Genomic DNA, 18966 nt, shown 5'->3' with positions numbered 1-18966 from the left:
ACGGGCTGCGCTGAATCACACGGCCAGACCACCCCGTACCGTGCCGGGCTCCGTGGCAGCCGCCGACGCGTCGGCACCGGCCGCCCCGCTCCCCCGACGACCTCCCCTCCCCCGCCCCACTCACCGCGCCGGTGCTCTCCCGGCCAGGAGGAGGCCCTGTGGCCCGACCCAGCAAATACGTGTCCAGGTCCGACCTGGGATGGGGGACGTCCCCGGCGGCGGCCGCCGACCCCAGGTCCGGGCTGGTCATCCACTACGACAGCGCCAACCAGAACCTCGCGGGCCGGGACCACTCCGCCTGCATCACCTACTGGCGCAACACCCGCAGCTTCCACACCGGGCCGGCCCGGGGCTGGGTGGACATCGGCTACTGCGTCGACGAGGAGACGGAGATCCTCACCGAGGACGGGTGGAGGGCGTTCCGGGACATCGAAGTGGGGGACACGGTCCTCACACTCGACCACGAGGCGGGCGTGTCCCAGTGGCAGCCGTTGCAGGCGGTGAACGTCTTCCCCGCGATGCCCCGGGAGCTGATCAAGATGGAGGGGCGCGAGCACTCCTCCCTGACCACGGCTCAACATCGATGGCCCGTCGAACGCCATGACCGGCGGACCGGAGCCCGGCGTCCGAAGCCAGCCGACGGAAAGTGGGCTGCCACAGGGCGGTCCGAACGCACACAGCGGGGACGGGAGCGCGTGTGGACGACTACCGAGACGTTGGAACAGGCGGACCGGATCCCCCTCGCTGCCCCGTGTGTCACCCTCCCGGCCGAGCCGAAGTGGTCGGACGCCCTGGTCGAGCTGGTGGCGTGGTTCTGGACCGGAGGGCACGTCGAGCCGCGGGGCCGAGACCGAGCCCCTGGCACGGATGTACTCCTCCGCCAGTGCGAACAGCGGAACCCAAAGAACGCGGCCAGGATCAGGGGGGCGCTGCACTCCCTCTTCGGCCCCGGGAGTGACGACCTCCCCCGATCCGGGTCCGGTCCGGACGGAGCCCACCGGTGGGGGGAGGCTCCCGCCGGGCACCTCGTGGAGTTCCGCCTCTCGGCGGACGCGGGTCGGCTCCTTGTCGACCAGGCCCCCGGGCGTGTTCCCCGGTACGGGTTCCTGCGGTCCCTCACCCGCGCCCAACTCGACCTGTTCGTCGGTGTTTCCCTGCTGGCCGGCGGCCACGACAACCACACCGTCAACGCGAGGGCACTCAGCCAGAGGAACCGAGAGGCCGCGGAGGCCTTCCAGTTCGCCGCGGTCCTGGCCGGACACGCGACCTCGCTGCGAAGGCGCCCGCCGTCCTCGTCGACGGAGTACGACACGTGGGAGGTCGAACTACGGCGCGGGACCCGCTTCTCCCCCCGAGCGGCGGTGACGCGCGAGTCGGCGTTCTCCATCACCAAGGAGCCCTACAGCGGACACATCTGGTGCCCGACCACCCCGAACGGGACCTGGCTCGCACGCCGCGAGGGAACGGTGTACTTCACCGGTAACTCGTTCATGTGCTGTGCCCACGGCCACGTGATCGAGGGCCGCGGACTCCGCCGCGCACAGGCCGCCCAGCCCGGGGGGAACACCTCGCACTACTCGGCGACGCTCGCCACCGGCCCCGGCGACACCATCACCGACAACCAGATCAACGCGGTCCGTGAGCTGCGCCGGTGGCTCGCGGAGGATCACGGCAACCACGGGCGCGTCCTGGGCCACCGCGACTTCATCGCCACCTCGTGCCCCGGCGACCGGGCGTACTCGATGGTGCGCGACGGCACGTTCACCCGGCCTCCCGGGGCCATCACGGAAGGAGCAGGTTCGTTGCTCGGACTCAAGGAAGGTGACGGTCTCCGCCCGGCGGCGCCGGTCGAGGGTGTCAAGGCGGTCCAGCGACTGATCGTGGCTGCCGGTTTCGGGGCCGCCCTGGAGCCGGACGGGGTCGACGGCCGGTGGGGTCCGGCCACCTCGGAGGGGCTGCTCCAGGCCCGGCGCTACGTCGGGTCGAGGGTCACCTCGATCAGGTCCATCACCGGCGAGAGCTACGCGCAACTGATCCGCGCCTGCGCGCGGCGCGAGGCGGAGCGGGCCGTGAACCGTCTGGGGGCCCCTTCCGGCAACGGCGGGTCGCTGTCCGCCGACGAGTCCGCCGCCGGCACCTGACGCCGGGCGACCACGCGCGAAACGCCCGGCCCGACGGACAGTCCGGCTCGCACCCGCCGGGGAAGCCGTGGGAACGGGGCGGGCGCGGGCCCCCACCCGGAGAGCGACTGCCCCTCAGGACCCGGGGACGGATTCCCATCGATTGGGCCGGAACGTCGTGTCGGGACGGGCTTCGGGTGCCTCTGGCGTCGATCATGGAAGCAGGCTGACCAGGGGGGAGACCAGGTGACCGACGCGGGGGCGGATCGAGAGCAGGGCCCGGAGGAGGAACCGGCGCGGGCCAGGGGACGGCAGCGGGGCGGGTCGCCCTCAGCGATCTCCGGGGCGTTGAAGAAGGACCCCCAGCCCGGGCCGCAGCACTGGGGCGGGCCCCGGCCGCGCAGGGCCGAGCCCGACGTGTTCTTTCCGCGGAAGTTCCCCCGGCTCTCGCCCAGGGACCTCTGATCGCTCTCTAGACACGCACCCCCAGCACGACGCTGGCCCGGTAGCCCTCCTCCGGGGAGCCGGGGACAGCCGATCCGGTAGCCCCCGGGGGACTACCCGACCGGGCTCACAGGAAGCCCCGCCAGGGGGCCAGGACGATCTCGCTGAACTTGGCCATGAACGGGCGCCCGCGCCACTCCTGTTCGGTGAGTTCGCGGGCGTTGGTGAGGTCGGTCTCGAAGACCTTCTCCAGGTGCCGGGCCACGCCCTCGTCGAAGATCTCCACGTTGATCTCGTAGTTGCCGGTGAGGCTGAGCCGGTCCACGTTGGCGGTGCCGATCGTGCTCCAGCGGCCGTCGACGGTGGCGGTCTTGGCGTGCACCATGGCGTTCTGGTAGAGCCACAGCCGCACCCCGCCGCGGAGCAGCTCCGAGTAGCGGCCGCGGGCCATCCAGTCGGCCACGACGTGGTTGGAGTTCTCCGGCACGAGCACGTTGACGTCCACGCCCCGGCCAGCGGCCTCGATGAGGACGTTGGCGAGCTCGCGGTCCGGGATGAAGTAGGCCTGGGTGAAAATCACCCGTTCTTTGGCCCGGTCAACGGCTTCCAGGAACATCGCGCGGATCGGGTAGATGATCAGCTCGGGCACGTTGCGGTGGACCCGCAGGCGCGAGTCCCACTCGGCCTCCCCGAGCCCGTCCAGTGCGGGCTGGTCCGCGTGCCGGTTGGTGTTCCAGAAGTCCACGAAGGCGTTCTCCAGCCCCCACACCGCGGGGCCCACCACCCTCAGGTGGGTGTCGCGCCACTCGATGGCGTAGGTGGAGCCCACGTTGAAACCGCCGACGAAGCCGACCTCACCGTCCACCGTGAGGATCTTGCGGTGGTCGCGGCCGGACTTGCGCACGTTGAGCAGCAGTACGCCGGGGCGGAACGCCGGGTAGCGCAGGACCCGCACCGAGGGCGGGAATCTGAAGAAGGAGCGCGGGACCACGAGGTTGGCGAACCCGTCGTAGATGACGTACACCTCGACACCGCGTTCGGCGGCCTCGATCAGCGCCGACTTGAACTCCTGGCCCACCGCGTCGGACTTGACGATGTACGACTCGAACAGGATGCGGTGGCGGGCGCCCCGGATCGCGTCGAGCATGTCCTCGAAGAGGTCTTCCCCGTAGGTGTAGACCGTGGCGGTGGTCTCCCCGACCGGGATCGAGGCCGGTTCGGTGCGGGGGAAGTTGGCCCGGTGCGGCCGCACCCGCTTGCGCCAGTGGTCGATCCCGATGAGGGTCGCCACCACCGCTACCTGGGTGGCCAGTAGCCCCAACAGTCCTCGCTTGACCCAGGTGGTGATCGTCGAGCGTCTCAGCATGCGGTCGCCTCCCGAACAGGACGTCCGCCGCGCCCCGGGAGCGGCGGCCACCCCGGCACAAGGTGGAAGTCCACCGTATCCCGGGGCTCTTCCCGGCTCTGGGCGCGAACCGCGCACCGATCCGAACTCGGTCCGCCCCGGTCCGGTCCGCCCCGAACTCAGTCCTCCTCGCGCCGCCGCAGTACCAGCAGCTCGGTCGTGGGGCTCTCCCGACGGCCGCGCACCAGCTTGCGGTCCACCCGGTACAGGAGCGCCCCGGCGAGCCACCCGGTCGGCGCGGTGAACGTGGCGGCCCGCAGGAATCCGCCCCAGGCCTTGCGCCAGGGCAGGGAGGCGTCGACCTGGGCGTTCATCAGCATGAGCATGGGCACTCGGCGGACGATGTCGAACCCGGCCTTGTCGGCGAGCGTCGAGATCGTCTCCAGGGTCCGGTTGACCTGGTGTTCGCCGCGCTGTTCGGGCCGCTGGAGGCAGTTCTCGGAGATCACGAGGGTGCCGCCGGGGCGCACCACCCGGCCGAGGCTGCGGAAGGCCGCGGCGTACCTGTCGTCGTCGGTGATGTGGAAGAGCACGTCCATGCAGGAGGCCGCGTCGAAACTGGCGTCCTCGAAGGCGTCCAGCTCGGACACGTCCTGGCGGACGAAGCGGTGGTTCGGGAAGCGTCCGCGCAAGCGTTCGACGGCGGCGTCGGTCATGTCGCAGCCGGTGACGTCCCCGGCGCCGAGGCGTTCCCACAGGCTCACGTAGAAGCCGGTGCCGCTGCCCGCGTCGAGCACGCTGACGCCCCGGAGCCCCAGCTGGCCGACCTCGCGGAGGAAGACCTCCTCCCGCACCCGGTACATCCAGCTGTTGAAAGGCCGCCCGAGGGCCCGGTAGCCGACACCGCTCTCGGTCCAGTCGCCTTCGAGCCGGTGCTCCCAGAAGTCACGGAGTTCACTGTGCGTAGCCATGTGACCACCTTCACATCACGCCACCCCGATGTCCTGCCGCACCGCCGACCTATCCGGTTTCCCGGCCTGTGGACAACCCCGGAATCGTCCTTGCGAGGTGCTAGAACGAAAGGACCCCCTCCCCCGAGAGCCCTCCCCGCCGCCCCACCACGACAGGAGACCCATGCCCAACGGAAGCCACCTGAGCGAGTACGCCGGGCTGCCCGTAGTCGAGTTCACCGGGTGGGAGGCCATCCGCGATGAGTACGCGATCGCCATGCACTGGGCGAAGAACGGCAAGCGGCACCCGAGCCTGCCCTCGTCCTACGAACGGCTCTTCGAGGCGCTCGGCGAGCCCGCCTCGGTGGCCTGGCGGCTGCGCGCGGAGGAGAACTCCTACCGCGGCCGCCCCTCGCAGAACCTCACCGAGCACCTGGACTGGTTCGCCGAGATCGTCCCGCCCGAGCAGGTCGGAGCGCTGGTGATCGGGCACACCGAGCACGACGACCCGGAGAACGGGGAAATCCTCCGCGAGCTGATCCAGCGGGCGCCGAAGTACACGGGGCTGCGCTCCCTGTTCTTCGGCGACATCCTCCAGGAGGAGTGCGAGATCTCCTGGATCGATCACGGCGACATGGCCCCGCTGCTGGCCGCCTTCCCCCAGCTGACCTCCTTCACCGTGCGCGGCGGCAGTGAGAGCCTCGGCCTGCTGGTCACCGAACCCCACGGGCTGCGGAGCCTGGCCGTGCAGTCGGGAGGGCTGCGCCCGGAGGTCATCCGCGACGTGTGCGGGTCGAACCTGCCCGACCTGGAGCATCTGGAGCTGTGGCTGGGAACCGAGAACTACGCCGGTGGAGAGACCACCGCCGAGGACCTCGCCCCGGTCCTGTCCGGAACCGCCTTCCCGCGTCTGCGCTCCCTCGGCCTGCGCAACGCCGAGCACGCCGACGCCTGGGTGGCGCTGCTGGCCGAGGCCCCGGTCACCGGCAAGCTGCGCGTCCTGGACCTGTCTCTGGGCACCCTCACCGACACCGGCGCGCAGACCCTCCTGGGCGCTCCGGTCTTCCACGGACTGGAGCGCCTGGACCTGCACCACCACTACCTGTCCGAGGACATGGAGCAGCGGCTGGGCGCGGCCCTGACCGCCTCCGGGGTCGAGCACGACCTCTCCGACCGCCAGGAGCCCGAGGTGGACCCGGACGAGGAGAGCGGCTACTTCTACTACACGGCGGTCGCCGAGTGAGTCCGGCCGTGTCCCCGTCCTCGCTGCCCGTCCCGGCCCCACCTGTTCCGGCCCCACCTGTTCCGGCCCTGACCGACCGGCCGCTGGCCGTGGTGGGCGTGCCGGGCAACCGGCGGCTGACGCTGTTCGCCGAGGCCGCCCGCGACGCCGGGTTCGCCGCCCCGGTCCCGCTCCCCTGGTGCGACCTCGCCGACCCGGCCGCCGGGCCCCTCACCCTGCCCGAGGGCGCCCTGGTCCGGGTGGACGCGCCGGGCGAGGACATCACCACCGCTCGGTTCCTGCGCGGTGGGGACCGCGACCCCGACCTCCACCGCGCGGAGGGCACCGCCGACCAGCACCGGGGGTTCGTCCGGGCCCTGGGGCGGCTGTCCGAGGCGGTGGCGGCCACCCCCGGCGCGCTGCTGCTCCAGGCCCCCGACGATCTGGCCGACCTGTGCGACAAGCGCCGCTGCCACGCGCGGTTGGCCGCGGCCGGGGTCCCGGTCGCCCCGGCCCTGGCCGGGCCGGTCACCGGCTACCCCTCCCTGCGTGCGGGGATGGCCGGGTCCGGCTGGCGGCGGGTGTTCGTCAAACCCGCACACGGCTCGTCCGCCTCGGGGGTGGTCGCCCTGGCCACCGGGTCGGGCGGCCGGATCAAGGCGGTCACCTCGGCCCACCTCGTCAGGGGTGTCGGCCCCAGCGAGGACCCGGTCGCGCTGTACAACTCGCTGCGGCTGCGCACCTACACCAGCGAGGCCGAGGTGGCCGCGGTCGTGGACGCGCTCGCCCCCGACGGTCTGCACGTGGAGCGCTGGGTGCCCAAGGCGAGCTTCGACGGCCGGGTGATCGACCTGCGCGTGCTGGTGGTCGCCGGGCTCGCCACCCACGTGGTGGTGCGCTCCTCCCGCTCCCCCATGACCAACCTGCACCTGGGCAACGCCCGCGGCGACCTGGCGGCCCTGCGTGAGAGCGTGGGTCCGCAGGCGTGGGAGCGGGCCATGGCCACGGCGGAGGCGGCCGCGGCGGTCTTCCCCGGCACCCTGCACACCGGGGTGGACCTGCTGGTCTCGCCCGGCTGGCGGGAGTTCACGGTCTGCGAGGTCAACGCCTTCGGCGACCTCCTGCCCGGGGTCCTCCACGAGGGCCGCAGCACCCACGCCGAACAACTGCACGCCCTCACGACGGGACGCTTCCCCGTGACCCCACCGCCGGTGACGGCGCCCGTCCCCGCGCTCTCCCAGGAACACCCTTGAACACCAGCACCAACGCCGACGCGGGCCTCTCGCGGCCGGACATGAACACCGTGGTCGGCACGCACGACATCCTGCTGCTCACCCTGGACACCCTGCGCTACGACGTCGCGGCCGAACTCGCCGGGGCCGGACGCCTCCCGAACCTGGCCCGACTCCTGCCCGAGGGCGGCTGGGAGGAGCGGCACTCCCCCGCGAGCTTCACCTACGCCTCGCACCTGGCCATGCTCGCCGGGTTCCTACCCACCCCGGCAGTGCCCGGACCGCACCCGCGCCTGTTCGCCGCCGCCTTTCCCGGCAGTGTCTCCACCGCACCCGGCACCTGGACCTTCGAGGCCCCCGACCTCGCCTCCGGGCTGGCCCGGGCGGGCTACCGCACCGCCTGCGTGGGCGGCACGGGCTTCTTCAACCGCAGGTCGGAGCTGGGTTCGGTACTGCCGAACCTGTTCGCCGAGAGCCACTGGGAGGAGTCCTTCGGCGTCACCGACCCGCACTCCTTCGAGAACCAGGTCGCCCGCGCCAAGGAGATCGCCGCGGCCGTCTCCGCCGACCAGCCGCTGTTCCTGCTGCTCAACGTCGCCGCTCTGCACCAGCCCAACTGGTTCCATCTGCCCGGCGCCACCAAGGAGGACGGCGACACCCGAGCCAGCCACGCGGCCGCCCTGGAGTACGTCGACCGGCACCTGCCCCCGCTGCTGGCCGCGATGTCCGCCCGGCGCCCCTGCTTCGCGATCGTGTGCTCGGACCACGGCACGGCCTACGGCGAGGACGGCTACACCGGCCACCGGATCGGCCACGAGACCGTCTGGACCGTCCCCTACACCCACGCCGTCCTGCCCCACGGATACAGCGCCGAGCACACCGAACAACCCGACCACCCCGAGAAGGAGGACGTGTGAGCGTCGCCCCCATGGCCGAACCCGTCCGCGCGGACTCCCCGTACCGCTCGTACGTGTACGCCTACCCGCACAAGAGCGCCTACCGTCCGTTCACCGAGCGGCCCGCCCTGGCCGACCTGTGGCGCAGCGAGGACGTCGGCGCGCTCTCGCTGTACGCGCACATCCCGTTCTGCGAGATGCGCTGCGGGTTCTGTAATCTCTTCACCCGCTCCACGCCCCCGGCCGAGCAGGTCACCGCCTACCTGGACGCCCTGGAGCGGCAGGCCGACGCGGTCGCCGCCGCGCTTCCGGCGGGGGCGGTGTTCGCGCGGGCCGCCCTGGGCGGGGGTACGCCCACCTACCTGAACGCCGAGGAGCTGGTGCGGGTCTACGACCTGATCGAGTCCGCGCTGGACGTGGACCTCGCGGAGGTCCCGATGTCGGTGGAAACCTCCCCGGCCACCGCCACCCCGGATCGGCTGGCGGTGCTCAATGAGCGCGGCGCGACCCGGATCAGCATGGGGGTGCAGAGCTTCATCGACTCCGAGGCGCACGCCGCCGGGCGCCCGCAAAAGCGCGCGGAGGTGGACCGGGCGCTGGCCGACATCCGTGAGTGCACCGACGCCGACCTCAACGTGGACCTCATCTACGGCATCGACCGGCAGACGGCCAGGACCTGGGAGTACTCCCTGGACACGGCGCTGTCCTGGGAGCCCGAGGAGATCTACCTCTACCCGCTGTACGTCCGACCGCTCACTGGGCTGGGCCGCCGGGCCCGTGCCTGGGACGACCACCGGCTCTCCCTGTACCGGCAGGGCCGCGACCACCTGCGTGAACGCGGCTACGAGCAGGTGTCCATGCGGATGTTCCGGCGGACCGATGCCCCCGAGCACACGGGCTCCGTCCCCGACCACAGCTGCCAGACCGACGGCATGGTGGGTCTGGGCTGCGGTGCGCGTTCCTACACCGGGTCGACCCACTACTCGTTCGACTACGCGGTGGGCGTGGGCAAGGTGAGGTCGATCATCGCCGACTACGTGGGGCGCGACACAGCCGGGTTCGGGCACGCGGAGGTCGGCTTCGTGCTGGACGACGACGAGCGGCGCCGCAGGCACGTCCTGCAGTCGCTGCTGCGCGCGGAGGGGATGATGGTCGCCGACTACACGGAGCGGTTCGGCACCCACCCGGTGACGGACTTCCCAGCCGAGTTCGCGGCGCTGTCCGAGCGTGGCTGGCTGGCGGAGCCGGGTGAGCCGCTGCGGCTCACCGAGGAGGGGCTGGCGCACTCGGACTCGGTCGGCCCGGACTTCTTCTCCGCCCGGGTCAACCGCCTGACGGCCGAGTACGAGGCGTCGTGAGCTCACCCCGTTCGGGTCCGGTTGACCTGCCCGACCCCGTGCCGGGCCGCCCCGGCGCTTCCCTGCCCGCGCCCCTGCCCGAGCACCTCACCCTGTTGTACCGGGGTCCGCTGGCCAGCTGCGACTACGACTGCCCGTACTGCCCCTTCGCAAAGCGCCGGGACAGCCCCGAGACCCTGCGCGCGGACCGGGCCGCCCTGGAGCGGTTCACCGACTGGGTCACCGCCACCACACGGTCCCGGTTCTCGGTGCTGTTCACCCCCTGGGGCGAGGGGCTGACCCGCTCCTGGTACCGCCGGGCCATCACCGGGCTGAGCCACCTGCCGCACGTGGAACGGGTGGCGATCCAGACCAACCTCAGCGGCCGCACGGCCTGGCTCGCCGACTGCGACTCGGGCTCCGTGGCGCTGTGGACCACCTACCACCCTGGCGAGGTCGGCCATGAGCGCTTCCTCGGCAAGGCCCGCGAGCTCGCCGCGCTGGGGATCCGGTTCAGCGTGGGGGTCGTGGGCCGACCCGAGCACCTCGAAGCGGCCCGGCGCATGTGCGCCGACCTGCCCGAAAACGTGTACCTGTGGGTAAACGCCGCCGAAGGACTCACCTACACCGACGCCGAGGCCGCCCCGTGGCAGGAGCTCGACCCGCACTTCCACTACAGCCGGTTCCCGCACCCCAGCCGGGGGCTGCCCTGCCGCACGGGTGAAAGCGTGCTGTCCGTGAACGGCGACGGCGAGGTGCGCCGCTGCCACTTCGTGGACACCCCGCTCGGCAACCTCTACGACGGCTCCTTCGAGGCCGGACTCGGACCCAGCTCGTGCCCGCTGACCAGCTGCGACTGCCACATCGGCTACGTGCACCTGGAGAGCCTGGACCTGTACGACGTCTTCCGCGGCGGCGTGATCGAACGCATTCCGGCCGTCATGCCCCGGCGAGGTGAGGTCAAGGTGGCGGGAAAGTCCCTTCAAAACCGTCACTCCGGAACGCCATAATTCGCCCTATGGTCCTTCCTCGCGTCATCGCCACCGACCTCGACGGAACCCTCCTCAACCAGAGCGGCCAGGTCTCCGCACGCAACCACCGGGCTCTGACCGCGGCCGTGGACGCGGGGATCAAGGTGGTCATCGTGACCGCCCGTCCGCCGCGCGCCACCGAGACCTTCGCCGCGATGTTCGACTGCGCCGCCGTGGTCTGCGGCAACGGAGCCCACACCCAGCTTCCCGGGGCGGCCGAACCGATGGTGCGGGCGATCGACCGGGACACCTCCGGCACGATCGTCGAGAAGCTGCGGCTCGCGCTGCCGGAGCTGGGTTTCGGGGTGGAGACGGGCACGGAGTTCTACCACGACGCCGACTACCACCTGGAGCCGTGGGTGCCGCGTGAGTGGGTGAGCGGGGTGCTGGACGACACCGACGCCCTGCTGACGGCTGCGACCCCGGTCGCCAAGCTCACCGCCCGATCCAACACGTACCCGGTGCACCTGATGTACGAGGCAGCGGTGAGCTCCGTGGGATCCCTGGCCGAGGCGACCTACTCGGGCGGGGCGGGGCTCGTGGAGATCAGCGCGGCCGGGGTGAACAAGGGCAGCACGCTCGCGATGCTCTGTGAGAGCTGGGGCGTGTCCCGCGAGGAGGTGGTCGCCTTTGGGGACATGCCCAACGACCGTTCCGCGCTGACCTGGGCCGGTTCCGGGTACGCGATGAGCAGCGGGCACCCGGAACTGCTCGACCCCGCGCTCGGCCTCAAGGTCGCGCCCTCCAGCTTCGAGGATGGCGTCGGCCGTGTGGTGGAGGGGCTGCTGGAGCGGGCCTGACCGCGCCGATATTGACTGGCTGAGGTGGCTGTGCGGCTTCTACGGTGGCGGGAACCCGTTGTTCCCGAACTCCGAGGACCCGCCGTGCCGCACCCCACCCAGCTCGTGTCGTCGCTCGCAGCGCCCGAACGGCTGTCCCTCTACGCCCGGATCGTCTCCGCCGGAGAGGAGGGTGTGGAACGCGCGGAGTTCCGCGGCGCCCGGCCTGCCAAGCGCCTGGCCCGCCTGCTGCGCGACGGCCTGGTTCGCGAGGAGGGGTCGAGGATCGTCGCCGTGCCGGAGGTCTTCGCCGAGGCCATGCGCACCCACAAGGAGGAGACCCGGTCGACCGACCCAGTGGACGCGCTCTTCCACGAGGGACGCCTCACCTCGATGCCCGCCAGGCAGGAGCTGCGCCTGGCCGTCCTCGGCCGTATCACCGAGCGGCTGTTCGCACCGGAGCTGGAGTACACCGAGAAGCAGGTCAACTCGGCCATCCGCACCTGCTTCGACGACCCCTCCGCCCTGCGCCGCTACCTGGTCGAGGAAGGCTTCCTCGACCGCGAGGACGACGGCAGCCGCTACCGCCTGACCCAGCGGTAGGCACCTGGGCCCCAGAATTCCCGCATCTCAGGCGATCTGGAAACGCTGGTCCCCGATCTCGACCTCGACACGAAGCTCACCACCGAGTGCCTCGACATACCGACGCAGAGTGTCGACCTGGGCGCGATCGATCTCCCCGCGTTCGATGCCCGACACCCGGTTCTGACTCACGTGCAGTCGTTCGGCGAGCTGCACCTGTGTGAGGTCCGCCGCTTCGCGCAACTCCCGCAACCGGTACGCCCGTACCTCGTCGAGCATCCGCTCCTTGTGTCCGTCCACCACACCACGGTCAACCGGACGCCGAGCAAGCATGTCCTCCAGATTGGTGCCCATCAGTGTCCTCCCTGTAGACCTGCGATGTGGGCGGCGAAACGAGCATCTGCGACAGGGATGTTCACCCTGTACCACTTGCTCCAGTTCCCTGCTTTGTCCCCCCGACCAACATGATGGCCTTACGGACAGGATCGAAAGCGAAGAGGATTCTGAGTTCTGAACGCCCGCTGGATCCAGGACGCAGCTCCTTCATGTTGCTGTACTTCGAGCCGGTCACGGTGTCGACCAGAGGCCTCCCGATCCCCGGGCCGTTCTCGGCCAACAGATCGAGAGCGGCAACCACCTGCTCATACGATTTCTGATCAAGGTTGCTCAGCCATGTTTCGATGAGCTCCAGTTCTATGTCCCACACCAGAATAGGTATACAACGCACAGGTTGTAAACCATGTGCGTTTTGAAAAACTGTCGCCCTACGGCTGAGACACCTTCCTGTCAGCGGATCGGGTTGACCAGGCAGAACTCGTTGCCTTCGGGGTCTTGGAGGATCTGGAACGAGCCCTGCTCGTCGGTGACCGTCTCACCCACCGGGGTTCCGCCGTGCTCGGCCGCCGCCTGGACGGCTTCGGCGATGTCCTCGACCAGCACGTCCAGGTGGATGCGGTTGGGCGCGTGCTTGGCCTCCGAAGTCGGCTGGAACGACAGCCGGGGCAGCCCGGAGGCTCCGTGCAGGACGGCCCAGCCGTCCTCGCGGTCCCGGACCTCCCCGCCGAGGACGAAGCCCCAGAAGCGGGCGAGGGCGGATGGTTCGACGGCGTTGATGACCCACTGGTCCACGGTTCCCAAACTCATCCCACGAACCTAACGAACCGCCCCGCTCCTGGTGGCGCGGGGTGATGTGAGCCGCCACAACGCGGCCGGAGGCAGCCAGGCTGGGCACGGTGCCAGGTCCGCGAACGGGAACGTGCCCCTGCGCACCACCTTCGTGGCAGGGGCACGTCCTCGCGTTCGCCGGAACTACGGTTATCGGTCAGCTGGTCAGCAGGGTCAGGCCCCACTGGCTCAGGATCGGGTTGAGCGGCTGGTAGAAGGTGGTCCCGCCGCTTCTGCAGTTGCCGGAGCCGCCGGAGGTGACCCCCTGGGCCTGGGTACCGGCCAGCCAGGAACCACCGGAGTCGCCGCCCTCGGCGCAGGCGGTGGTGCGAGTCAGGCCGTTGACGATGTCACCGGAGTAGTTGACGCTCTGGTTCTTGGCCTGGATCACGCCGCAGTGCCAGCCGGTGGTCTGGCCGGAGCGGCACACCGCGGCACCCACGGGAGCCTCGGTGGAACCGGTGACCGTCACGGTGCCGCCGGAGTAGTTGTCGACCAGGGGCCTGGGGGTGTGGCCCGCACCGGTCCGGACCCACGCGCTGTCCTGCCCGGGGAAGACCGATTCGGCGACGGTTCCGGTCCGGATCGTGCCGGGGGCGTTGAGCCAGGTAGACGAACCCTGCTCGCCGCAGTGCCCCGCGGTGACATAGCCGCCCACCACGCCGAAGCCGACGGAGCAGACGAACCACTCGCCGCCCTGCTGGAAGTAGTACGGGTTGCCGCCGATGATGTCGGCATAGGTCCGAGGTTGGTCCGTGCCCTCCTCGATGACGACGGCGGTGGGGTCGACCCCGGCCGACTCGACGAGCTGTTCGGCGTCGGAGGTCCGCCCCTGGGCCACCTCGACGACGACGGCGTCGCTCTCAGGGTCGGCGTACCAGCCGTGCACGCTCTCGGAGGCGCTGTCCTCGGCGGTGTTGAGGGCCTCGACGGCCTCGTCCAGCCCGGTCTGGCCGTGCTGGACGAGTTCGGCGTCGGCACCGGCCTCCTGCACGGGGTCGAGGGCGGAGGCGTCGAGGACCTGGACAGTCAGTTCCTGGCTCTCGATGTCGAAGACCGCGCCACCGAAGTCGGCGCCGAGTTCCTCACGTAGTTCGGTCTCCAGAGCCGTGGCTTCCTCCTGGGCCCGGAGGAGGTCGGTGACGCCCGCTTCGCTGAGCCCGAAGGCGCTCTGCATGGCGGTCACCTGCTCAGGGGAGAGCTCGGCGGGGAGGGTGTCGGCGGTGGCCGCCGTGTGGGGGGCCAGGATGAGGCTGAGGGAGATCGCGGTGGTTCCGGCGATACGCCCGATGGAGGAACGTGACAACTTCTGCCCTTTCTGAGCGGGGGTGCGAGGCAGACAGCACTGATGCACTTATGTGTGGTTCTCCGGACAAAAAGGAACGGAGGACCGTTAACGCCCATAGGCGAATGAACGTGTCGCAAAGCTAAAGGAGACGGCAACCGAGGGCAATGCCACACCACTCTCCGTAATGGATCGCGCGCTCGACCCAAGCCCTGAGCACGTGAGCCCAAGCGGGGAGGCCGCGAAACACACCTGCACCAAACTTCGCAAAAATGGACGAAACCACCAGCGCAAGGAAATCGCCATACCGGAGGGAAGGGCTGCAACAGAAGTAGGGAGGAGTGGCCACATCAGGCCACTTCTCCCTACTTTGTGTGTCTATCGGCGCTTGATTCCGGTACTCCGTACCGCTAGGGCGTCAACATCCCGTGCCCCGCGAACCGGACCGGACGGAGCACATGCGGACCACGGCGGCTAGCTGAGGACCTTGAGGCCCACGACGCCCGCGACGATGGCGATCAGGCACAGTGCCTTGGGCAGGCTGAAGCCCTCGCCCAGGAAGAACACGCCGATCAGCGCCGTGCCGACCACACCGATGGACACCCAGACGGCGTATCCGGTGCCGAGGGGAATGGTGCGCAGGGCGTAGGCCAGACCGGCCATGCTCAGGACGAGGGTGCCGACGAAGGTCACCGACGGCCAGAAGCGGGTGAAGCCCTGCGAGGCGTTGAGCGCGGCCGCCCACGCGGTTTCGAGAAGACCGGAGATCACCAGAACGATCCAGGCCATGACCTGTACCTCCAAGACGTGCGAACAGTGTTCGCGTCGTCTTGTCTTGACCGGGTACGACGCACCTCGTCCGGGTTCTCAGGTACTCGAAACCTACAACGCCGCCGGGTTCGCGGGGCTTCCGGGACGGATGGTCAGACCGGTCACCCCGGCCCACTCCTCGACACCGGGCGCCGGTGGCAGTAGACCGGTACCAGCATCGGGACATCGGAAGGTGGTGTGCGGGATGGGACGGGTGACCGCTCGGGAAAGGATCCTCCGGATCAGGGAGGGAGTCGGGAGCGAACGCGTGGACACGCTCGTGGTGGAGGAGCCCCTGGAGATCAGGCTGGACGGCGCCCCGTTGAGCATCACCATGCGTACCCCGGGGAACGACTTCGACCTCGCCGCCGGGTTCCTGGTCAGCGAGGGCGTGGTCGCCGAAGGCCGGGAGGTCGCCGCCATCCGTTACTGCGCCGGGGCCACGGAGGACGGGTCCAACACCTACAACGTGCTCGACGTGTCACTGGCGCCCGGAGTGCCGCTCCCGGACACCTCGCTGGAACGCAACTTCTACACCTCGTCCTCATGCGGCCTGTGCGGGAAGGCGAGCCTGGACGCCGTCCGGACCAAGGCGCGCTGGCCGGTAGGCGAGGACGGCCTGCGGATCGACGTGCCCACACTGACCGAACTCCCGGAGCGGCTGCGCGAATCCCAGCGGGTCTTCGACCGCACCGGCGGCCTGCACGCCGCCGGGCTGTTCACCGCCGGGGGCGAGCTGCTGGCCCTGCGCGAGGACGTGGGCAGGCACAACGCGGTGGACAAACTGATCGGGTGGGCGCTGCTCTCCGACCGGCTACCGCTGCGCGAGACCGTGCTGATGGTGTCCGGCCGGGCCTCCTTCGAACTGGTCCAGAAGGCGTGGATGGCGGGTATCCCCATGATGGCCGCCGTCTCGGCGCCCTCCTCGCTCGCCGTGGACCTCGCCGCGGAGGCGGGCATGACGCTGGTCGGCTTCCTGCGCGGCCGCTCCATGAACGTCTACACGGGTCGGGACCGTATCCTCCTGGACGCTCCGGAGAAGGCTGCCCTGCCGGAGGGGTCGCTGACGTTCCCCCCTGCTCCCTGAACCCTGATCCCTCGGCCCACTGCTTCCTGACCAGCGAACTTCCCGCATCCCCTCGACGGCCCCGGCAGCCCCTGCCGGGGCCGTCCGCTGCTTGGGGCGAAGCCGTGGGAGCGATCCCGGATCAGAATCCGCACCACCGCCCGTCGGCCGCTCGTCGTGTGAGAAGACCGTTCGTCGCACGGTGGGCGACCGCTCGACGCTCCGCACCCGCGTTCGGCGCGTGTTCCACCGCTCCCCCTGCTCACATCGAGTGTCGCTCCTTACAGTTCCGAGTAATGCAGGTCACACGAACCGGACATATCGCGGAAACCTGCACCCACCGGCAGCACCGTCCCCGCTTCATCCCCCGGAGGAACCGAACCCATGGCAACTGACAAGCGGACGAAAGATCCGACACCACCGGATGGGAACGGCGGCGACGAGCCCATCAAGGATGCGGCCTACGTCGCCATGCACAGCGACCCCAGGTTCATCGAACTCAAGCGACGCCTGTACCGCTTCATCTTCCCGATGAGCCTGGCGTTCATGGCCTGGTACCTGCTCTACGTCCTGATGTCGGCCTTCGGCCGCGACATCATGGGCGTCGACCTCGTCGGCAATGTCAACGTGGCTCTGGTGTTCGGCATCCTGCAGTTCGTGTCCACCTTCGGTATCGCGGTGCTCTACACCAGGTACGCCAACCGCAACTTCGACCAGACCGCCGCGGAGCTGCGTGACGAGCTCCAGAACGGCGCGAACGCCAAGGCCGAGGAGGCGAACCGATGATCCTCGCACAAGAAGCGGTCAGCGACAGCAGCCGCATCGTCACCCTCGTCCTGTTCGGCCTGATGATCGCGGCGACCCTGGGCATCACCGTCTGGGCCAGCCGCAACACCCGTTCGGCCACCGACTTCCACTCCGGCGGCCGCGGGTTCTCCCCGCTCCAGAACGGTCTGGCCATCGGCAGCGACTACATGTCCGCCGCGTCCTTCCTCGGTATCGCGGGCATGATCGCCCTCTTCGGCTACGACGGCTTCCTCTACTCCATCGGCTTCCTCGTCGCGTGGCTGGTCGCCCTGCTGCTCGTCGCCGAGCTGCTGCGCAACTCCGGCCGCTACACCATGGGAGACGTGCTCTCCTACCGGATGCAGCAGCGCCCGGTGCGCACCGCCGCCGCGGTCTCGACCGTCGTCGTGTCGATCTTCTACCTGCTGGCCCAGATGGTCGGTGCGGGCGCGCTCATCGCCCTGCTGCTCGGCATCCAGGAGGGGCAGACCTTCCTCGGTATGGACGCCCCGACCGCGAAGATCGCCGGTATCGTCGTCGTCGGCCTGCTGATGACCATCTACGTGGCGTTCGGCGGTATGAAGGGCACCACCTGGGTGCAGATCACCAAGGCCGTCATCCTGATGTCCGGTGCCGCTCTGCTCACCCTGCTGACCCTGTCCCTGTACGGGTTCAACCTGGGCGCGCTGATGTCCGACGCGGCCAACGCCAGCCAGGCTGCCGCCGACGGCAACGCGGCCGGGTTCCTCGAGCCGGGCCTGCGCTACGGCGTCGAGGTGGCGGGCGACCCGCTCCAGACCATGTGGAACAAGCTGGACCTGATCAGTCTCGGTCTGGCGCTGGTCCTGGGAACCGCCGGTCTGCCGCACATCCTCATCCGCTTCTACACGGTGCCCGACTCACAGAGCGCCCGGAAGTCCGTGAACTGGGGCATCGGGCTCATCGGTACCTTCTACCTGATGACGCTGGTCCTGGGCTTCGGCGCCGCCGCCCTGGTCGGGCACGAGGCCATCACCGCGCAGGACGCCGCGGGCAACACGGCCGCACCGCAGCTGGCTTCGGTGGTGGGCGAGCGGATCGGCGGCGAGATGGCCGGCGCGGTCCTGCTGGCACTCATCGCCTCCGCCGCCTTCGCCGCGATCCTGTCGACGGTGGCGGGGCTGGTCATCGCCTCGTCCTCCTCGTTGGCACACGACTTCTACAACTCGGTGATCCGCAAGGGCAAGGCCACCGGGTCCGAAGAGGTCAAGTTCGCCCGTACAGCGGCCATCGGGGTCGGTGCGGTCGCGATCGGGCTGGCGATCTTCGCGCAGAACCTCAACGTGGCCTTCCTGGTCGCGCTGGCCTTCGCAATTGCCGCCTCGGCCAACCTGCCGACCCTGCTGCTCAGCCTGTTCTGGAAGCGCTTCAACACGGCCGGCGCCCTCGCGGGTATCTACGGCGGTCTGATCAGCGCCGTCGGTCTGGTGTTCTTCTCCCCGGTCGTGTCCGGCTCGGAGAACGCGCTCATGCCCAACGCCGACTTCGCCTGGTTCCCGCTGCCCAACCCGGCCCTGGTGTCGGTGCCGATCAGCCTGCTGTGCGCCGTCGTCGGTACGTACATGTCCAAGGAACGCGACTTCGACAAGTTCGCGATGCTCCAGGTCCGCGCCCTCACCGGCGCGGGTGCCGAGAAGGCGGCCGACCACTAGCCGCTCGTTCCGACCAGAAGAGGAGACGGGTCACCAGCCGCGGGCTGTCACTCCCCCGGGTCGCCTCCCCGGCCCGGCGCAACCGCCGACCCGTCTCCCGTCCACAGGGCCCGCCACTTCTCCCGGGGTGGCGGGCCCGCCCTTGCCCTTCCGCGCCCCCTCTGCCCCGACCAGGCCCCCTTTCGAAAAGGAGACCGACACGACGTGAGCGCCGACACATTTTGCG

At 70.0% G+C, this 18966-nt stretch carries 19 protein-coding genes and 1 riboswitch; of the genes, 12 read left to right on the top strand and 7 right to left on the bottom strand.

Annotated features, from left to right (window positions below):
• Positions 1-158: 158 nt before the first annotated feature.
• Both D457_RS34190 and D457_RS37165 read left to right on the top strand, forming a co-directional pair.
• Positions 159-2141: an N-acetylmuramoyl-L-alanine amidase gene (locus D457_RS34190; RefSeq protein WP_051072975.1), complete on the top strand. Its 1983-nt coding sequence runs from the start codon at positions 159-161 to the stop codon at positions 2139-2141.
• Between the two features lie 225 nt (positions 2142-2366).
• Positions 2367-2585, top strand: coding sequence for a hypothetical protein (locus D457_RS37165; protein WP_017582442.1), 219 nt, complete (start codon positions 2367-2369; stop codon positions 2583-2585).
• A 106-nt stretch (positions 2586-2691) separates the two neighbouring features.
• Here the strand turns inward: D457_RS37165 and D457_RS0119935 are convergent, their stop codons facing one another.
• Together D457_RS0119935 and D457_RS0119930 are read right to left on the bottom strand one after the other, a co-directional pair.
• Positions 2692-3930, bottom strand: coding sequence for a phospholipase D-like domain-containing protein (locus tag D457_RS0119935; RefSeq protein ID WP_017582441.1), 1239 nt, complete (start codon positions 3928-3930; stop codon positions 2692-2694).
• 158 nt (positions 3931-4088) lie between these two features.
• Entirely contained in the window at positions 4089-4880 is a 792-nt protein-coding gene (locus tag D457_RS0119930; RefSeq protein ID WP_017582440.1) for a class I SAM-dependent methyltransferase, read from the bottom strand.
• 163 nt (positions 4881-5043) lie between these two features.
• On the opposite strand from D457_RS0119930, the gene D457_RS0119925 reads away from it, so the two are divergent.
• From D457_RS0119925 to D457_RS0119895, 7 genes are all read left to right on the top strand, one after another.
• Positions 5044-6102, top strand: a complete 1059-nt coding sequence (locus D457_RS0119925; RefSeq protein ID WP_017582439.1) for an STM4015 family protein — start codon at positions 5044-5046, stop codon at positions 6100-6102.
• Positions 6103-6125: 23 nt separating this feature from the next.
• Entirely contained in the window at positions 6126-7334 is a 1209-nt protein-coding gene (locus D457_RS0119920) for an STM4014 family protein (RefSeq protein ID WP_026116826.1), read from the top strand.
• Between the two features lie 41 nt (positions 7335-7375).
• Positions 7376-8230 carry an STM4013/SEN3800 family hydrolase gene (locus tag D457_RS0119915; protein ID WP_051072976.1) on the top strand — a complete coding sequence of 285 codons (855 nt, stop codon included), beginning with the start codon at positions 7376-7378 and terminating at the stop codon, positions 8228-8230.
• A gap of 11 nt (positions 8231-8241) precedes the next feature.
• The gene (locus D457_RS0119910; RefSeq protein ID WP_039831584.1) at positions 8242-9567 is read left to right on the top strand and encodes an STM4012 family radical SAM protein; all 1326 of its coding nucleotides are present in this window, start codon (positions 8242-8244) and stop codon (positions 9565-9567) included.
• Positions 9568-9605: 38 nt separating this feature from the next.
• Positions 9606-10556, top strand: coding sequence for an STM4011 family radical SAM protein (locus D457_RS0119905; RefSeq protein WP_394297048.1), 951 nt, complete (start codon positions 9606-9608; stop codon positions 10554-10556).
• A gap of 8 nt (positions 10557-10564) precedes the next feature.
• Positions 10565-11377 carry an HAD family hydrolase gene (locus D457_RS0119900; protein WP_017582434.1) on the top strand — a complete coding sequence of 271 codons (813 nt, stop codon included), beginning with the start codon at positions 10565-10567 and terminating at the stop codon, positions 11375-11377.
• 84 nt (positions 11378-11461) lie between these two features.
• Positions 11462-11959 carry a DUF2087 domain-containing protein gene (locus D457_RS0119895; RefSeq protein ID WP_017582433.1) on the top strand — a complete coding sequence of 166 codons (498 nt, stop codon included), beginning with the start codon at positions 11462-11464 and terminating at the stop codon, positions 11957-11959.
• Positions 11960-11986: 27 nt separating this feature from the next.
• Here the strand turns inward: D457_RS0119895 and D457_RS0119890 are convergent, their stop codons facing one another.
• The 5 genes from D457_RS0119890 to D457_RS0119875 all read right to left on the bottom strand — a co-directional run bounded on the left by D457_RS0119890 (position 11987) and on the right by D457_RS0119875 (position 15176).
• On the bottom strand, positions 11987-12292 hold the full coding sequence (locus D457_RS0119890; protein WP_017582432.1) for a helix-turn-helix domain-containing protein: 306 nt from the start codon (positions 12290-12292) through the stop codon (positions 11987-11989).
• Positions 12293-12353: 61 nt separating this feature from the next.
• On the bottom strand, positions 12354-12644 hold the full coding sequence (locus D457_RS34945) for a type II toxin-antitoxin system RelE/ParE family toxin (RefSeq protein WP_338043089.1): 291 nt from the start codon (positions 12642-12644) through the stop codon (positions 12354-12356).
• 80 nt (positions 12645-12724) lie between these two features.
• A complete protein-coding gene (locus tag D457_RS0119885; RefSeq protein ID WP_017582431.1) occupies positions 12725-13081 on the bottom strand; it encodes a VOC family protein in 357 nt (118 codons plus the stop codon).
• A gap of 178 nt (positions 13082-13259) precedes the next feature.
• Positions 13260-14408, bottom strand: coding sequence for a S1 family peptidase (locus tag D457_RS0119880; protein ID WP_017582430.1), 1149 nt, complete (start codon positions 14406-14408; stop codon positions 13260-13262).
• A gap of 453 nt (positions 14409-14861) precedes the next feature.
• On the bottom strand, positions 14862-15176 hold the full coding sequence (locus tag D457_RS0119875) for a DMT family transporter (protein ID WP_026116825.1): 315 nt from the start codon (positions 15174-15176) through the stop codon (positions 14862-14864).
• 30 nt (positions 15177-15206) lie between these two features.
• Positions 15207-15273, bottom strand: a riboswitch (guanidine-III (ykkC-III) riboswitch).
• Positions 15274-15402: 129 nt separating this feature from the next.
• On the opposite strand from D457_RS0119875, the gene fdhD reads away from it, so the two are divergent.
• The 3 genes from fdhD (at position 15403) to D457_RS0119860 (ending at position 18740) form a co-directional block, all read left to right on the top strand.
• A complete protein-coding gene (gene fdhD / locus D457_RS0119870) occupies positions 15403-16284 on the top strand; it encodes a formate dehydrogenase accessory sulfurtransferase FdhD (RefSeq protein WP_017582428.1) in 882 nt (293 codons plus the stop codon).
• Positions 16285-16647: 363 nt separating this feature from the next.
• A complete protein-coding gene (locus tag D457_RS0119865; protein WP_017582427.1) occupies positions 16648-17049 on the top strand; it encodes a DUF485 domain-containing protein in 402 nt (133 codons plus the stop codon).
• Positions 17046-18740, top strand: coding sequence for a solute symporter family protein (locus D457_RS0119860; protein WP_017582426.1), 1695 nt, complete (start codon positions 17046-17048; stop codon positions 18738-18740). The genes D457_RS0119865 and D457_RS0119860 overlap by 4 nt, the downstream gene beginning before the upstream one ends.
• Positions 18741-18966: the final 226 nt, after the last annotated feature.

The organism is Nocardiopsis valliformis DSM 45023, assembly GCF_000340985.1.
GTDB classification, from domain to species: domain Bacteria; phylum Actinomycetota; class Actinomycetes; order Streptosporangiales; family Streptosporangiaceae; genus Nocardiopsis; species Nocardiopsis exhalans.
This window is presented reverse-complemented; position numbering and strand designations above follow the sequence as displayed.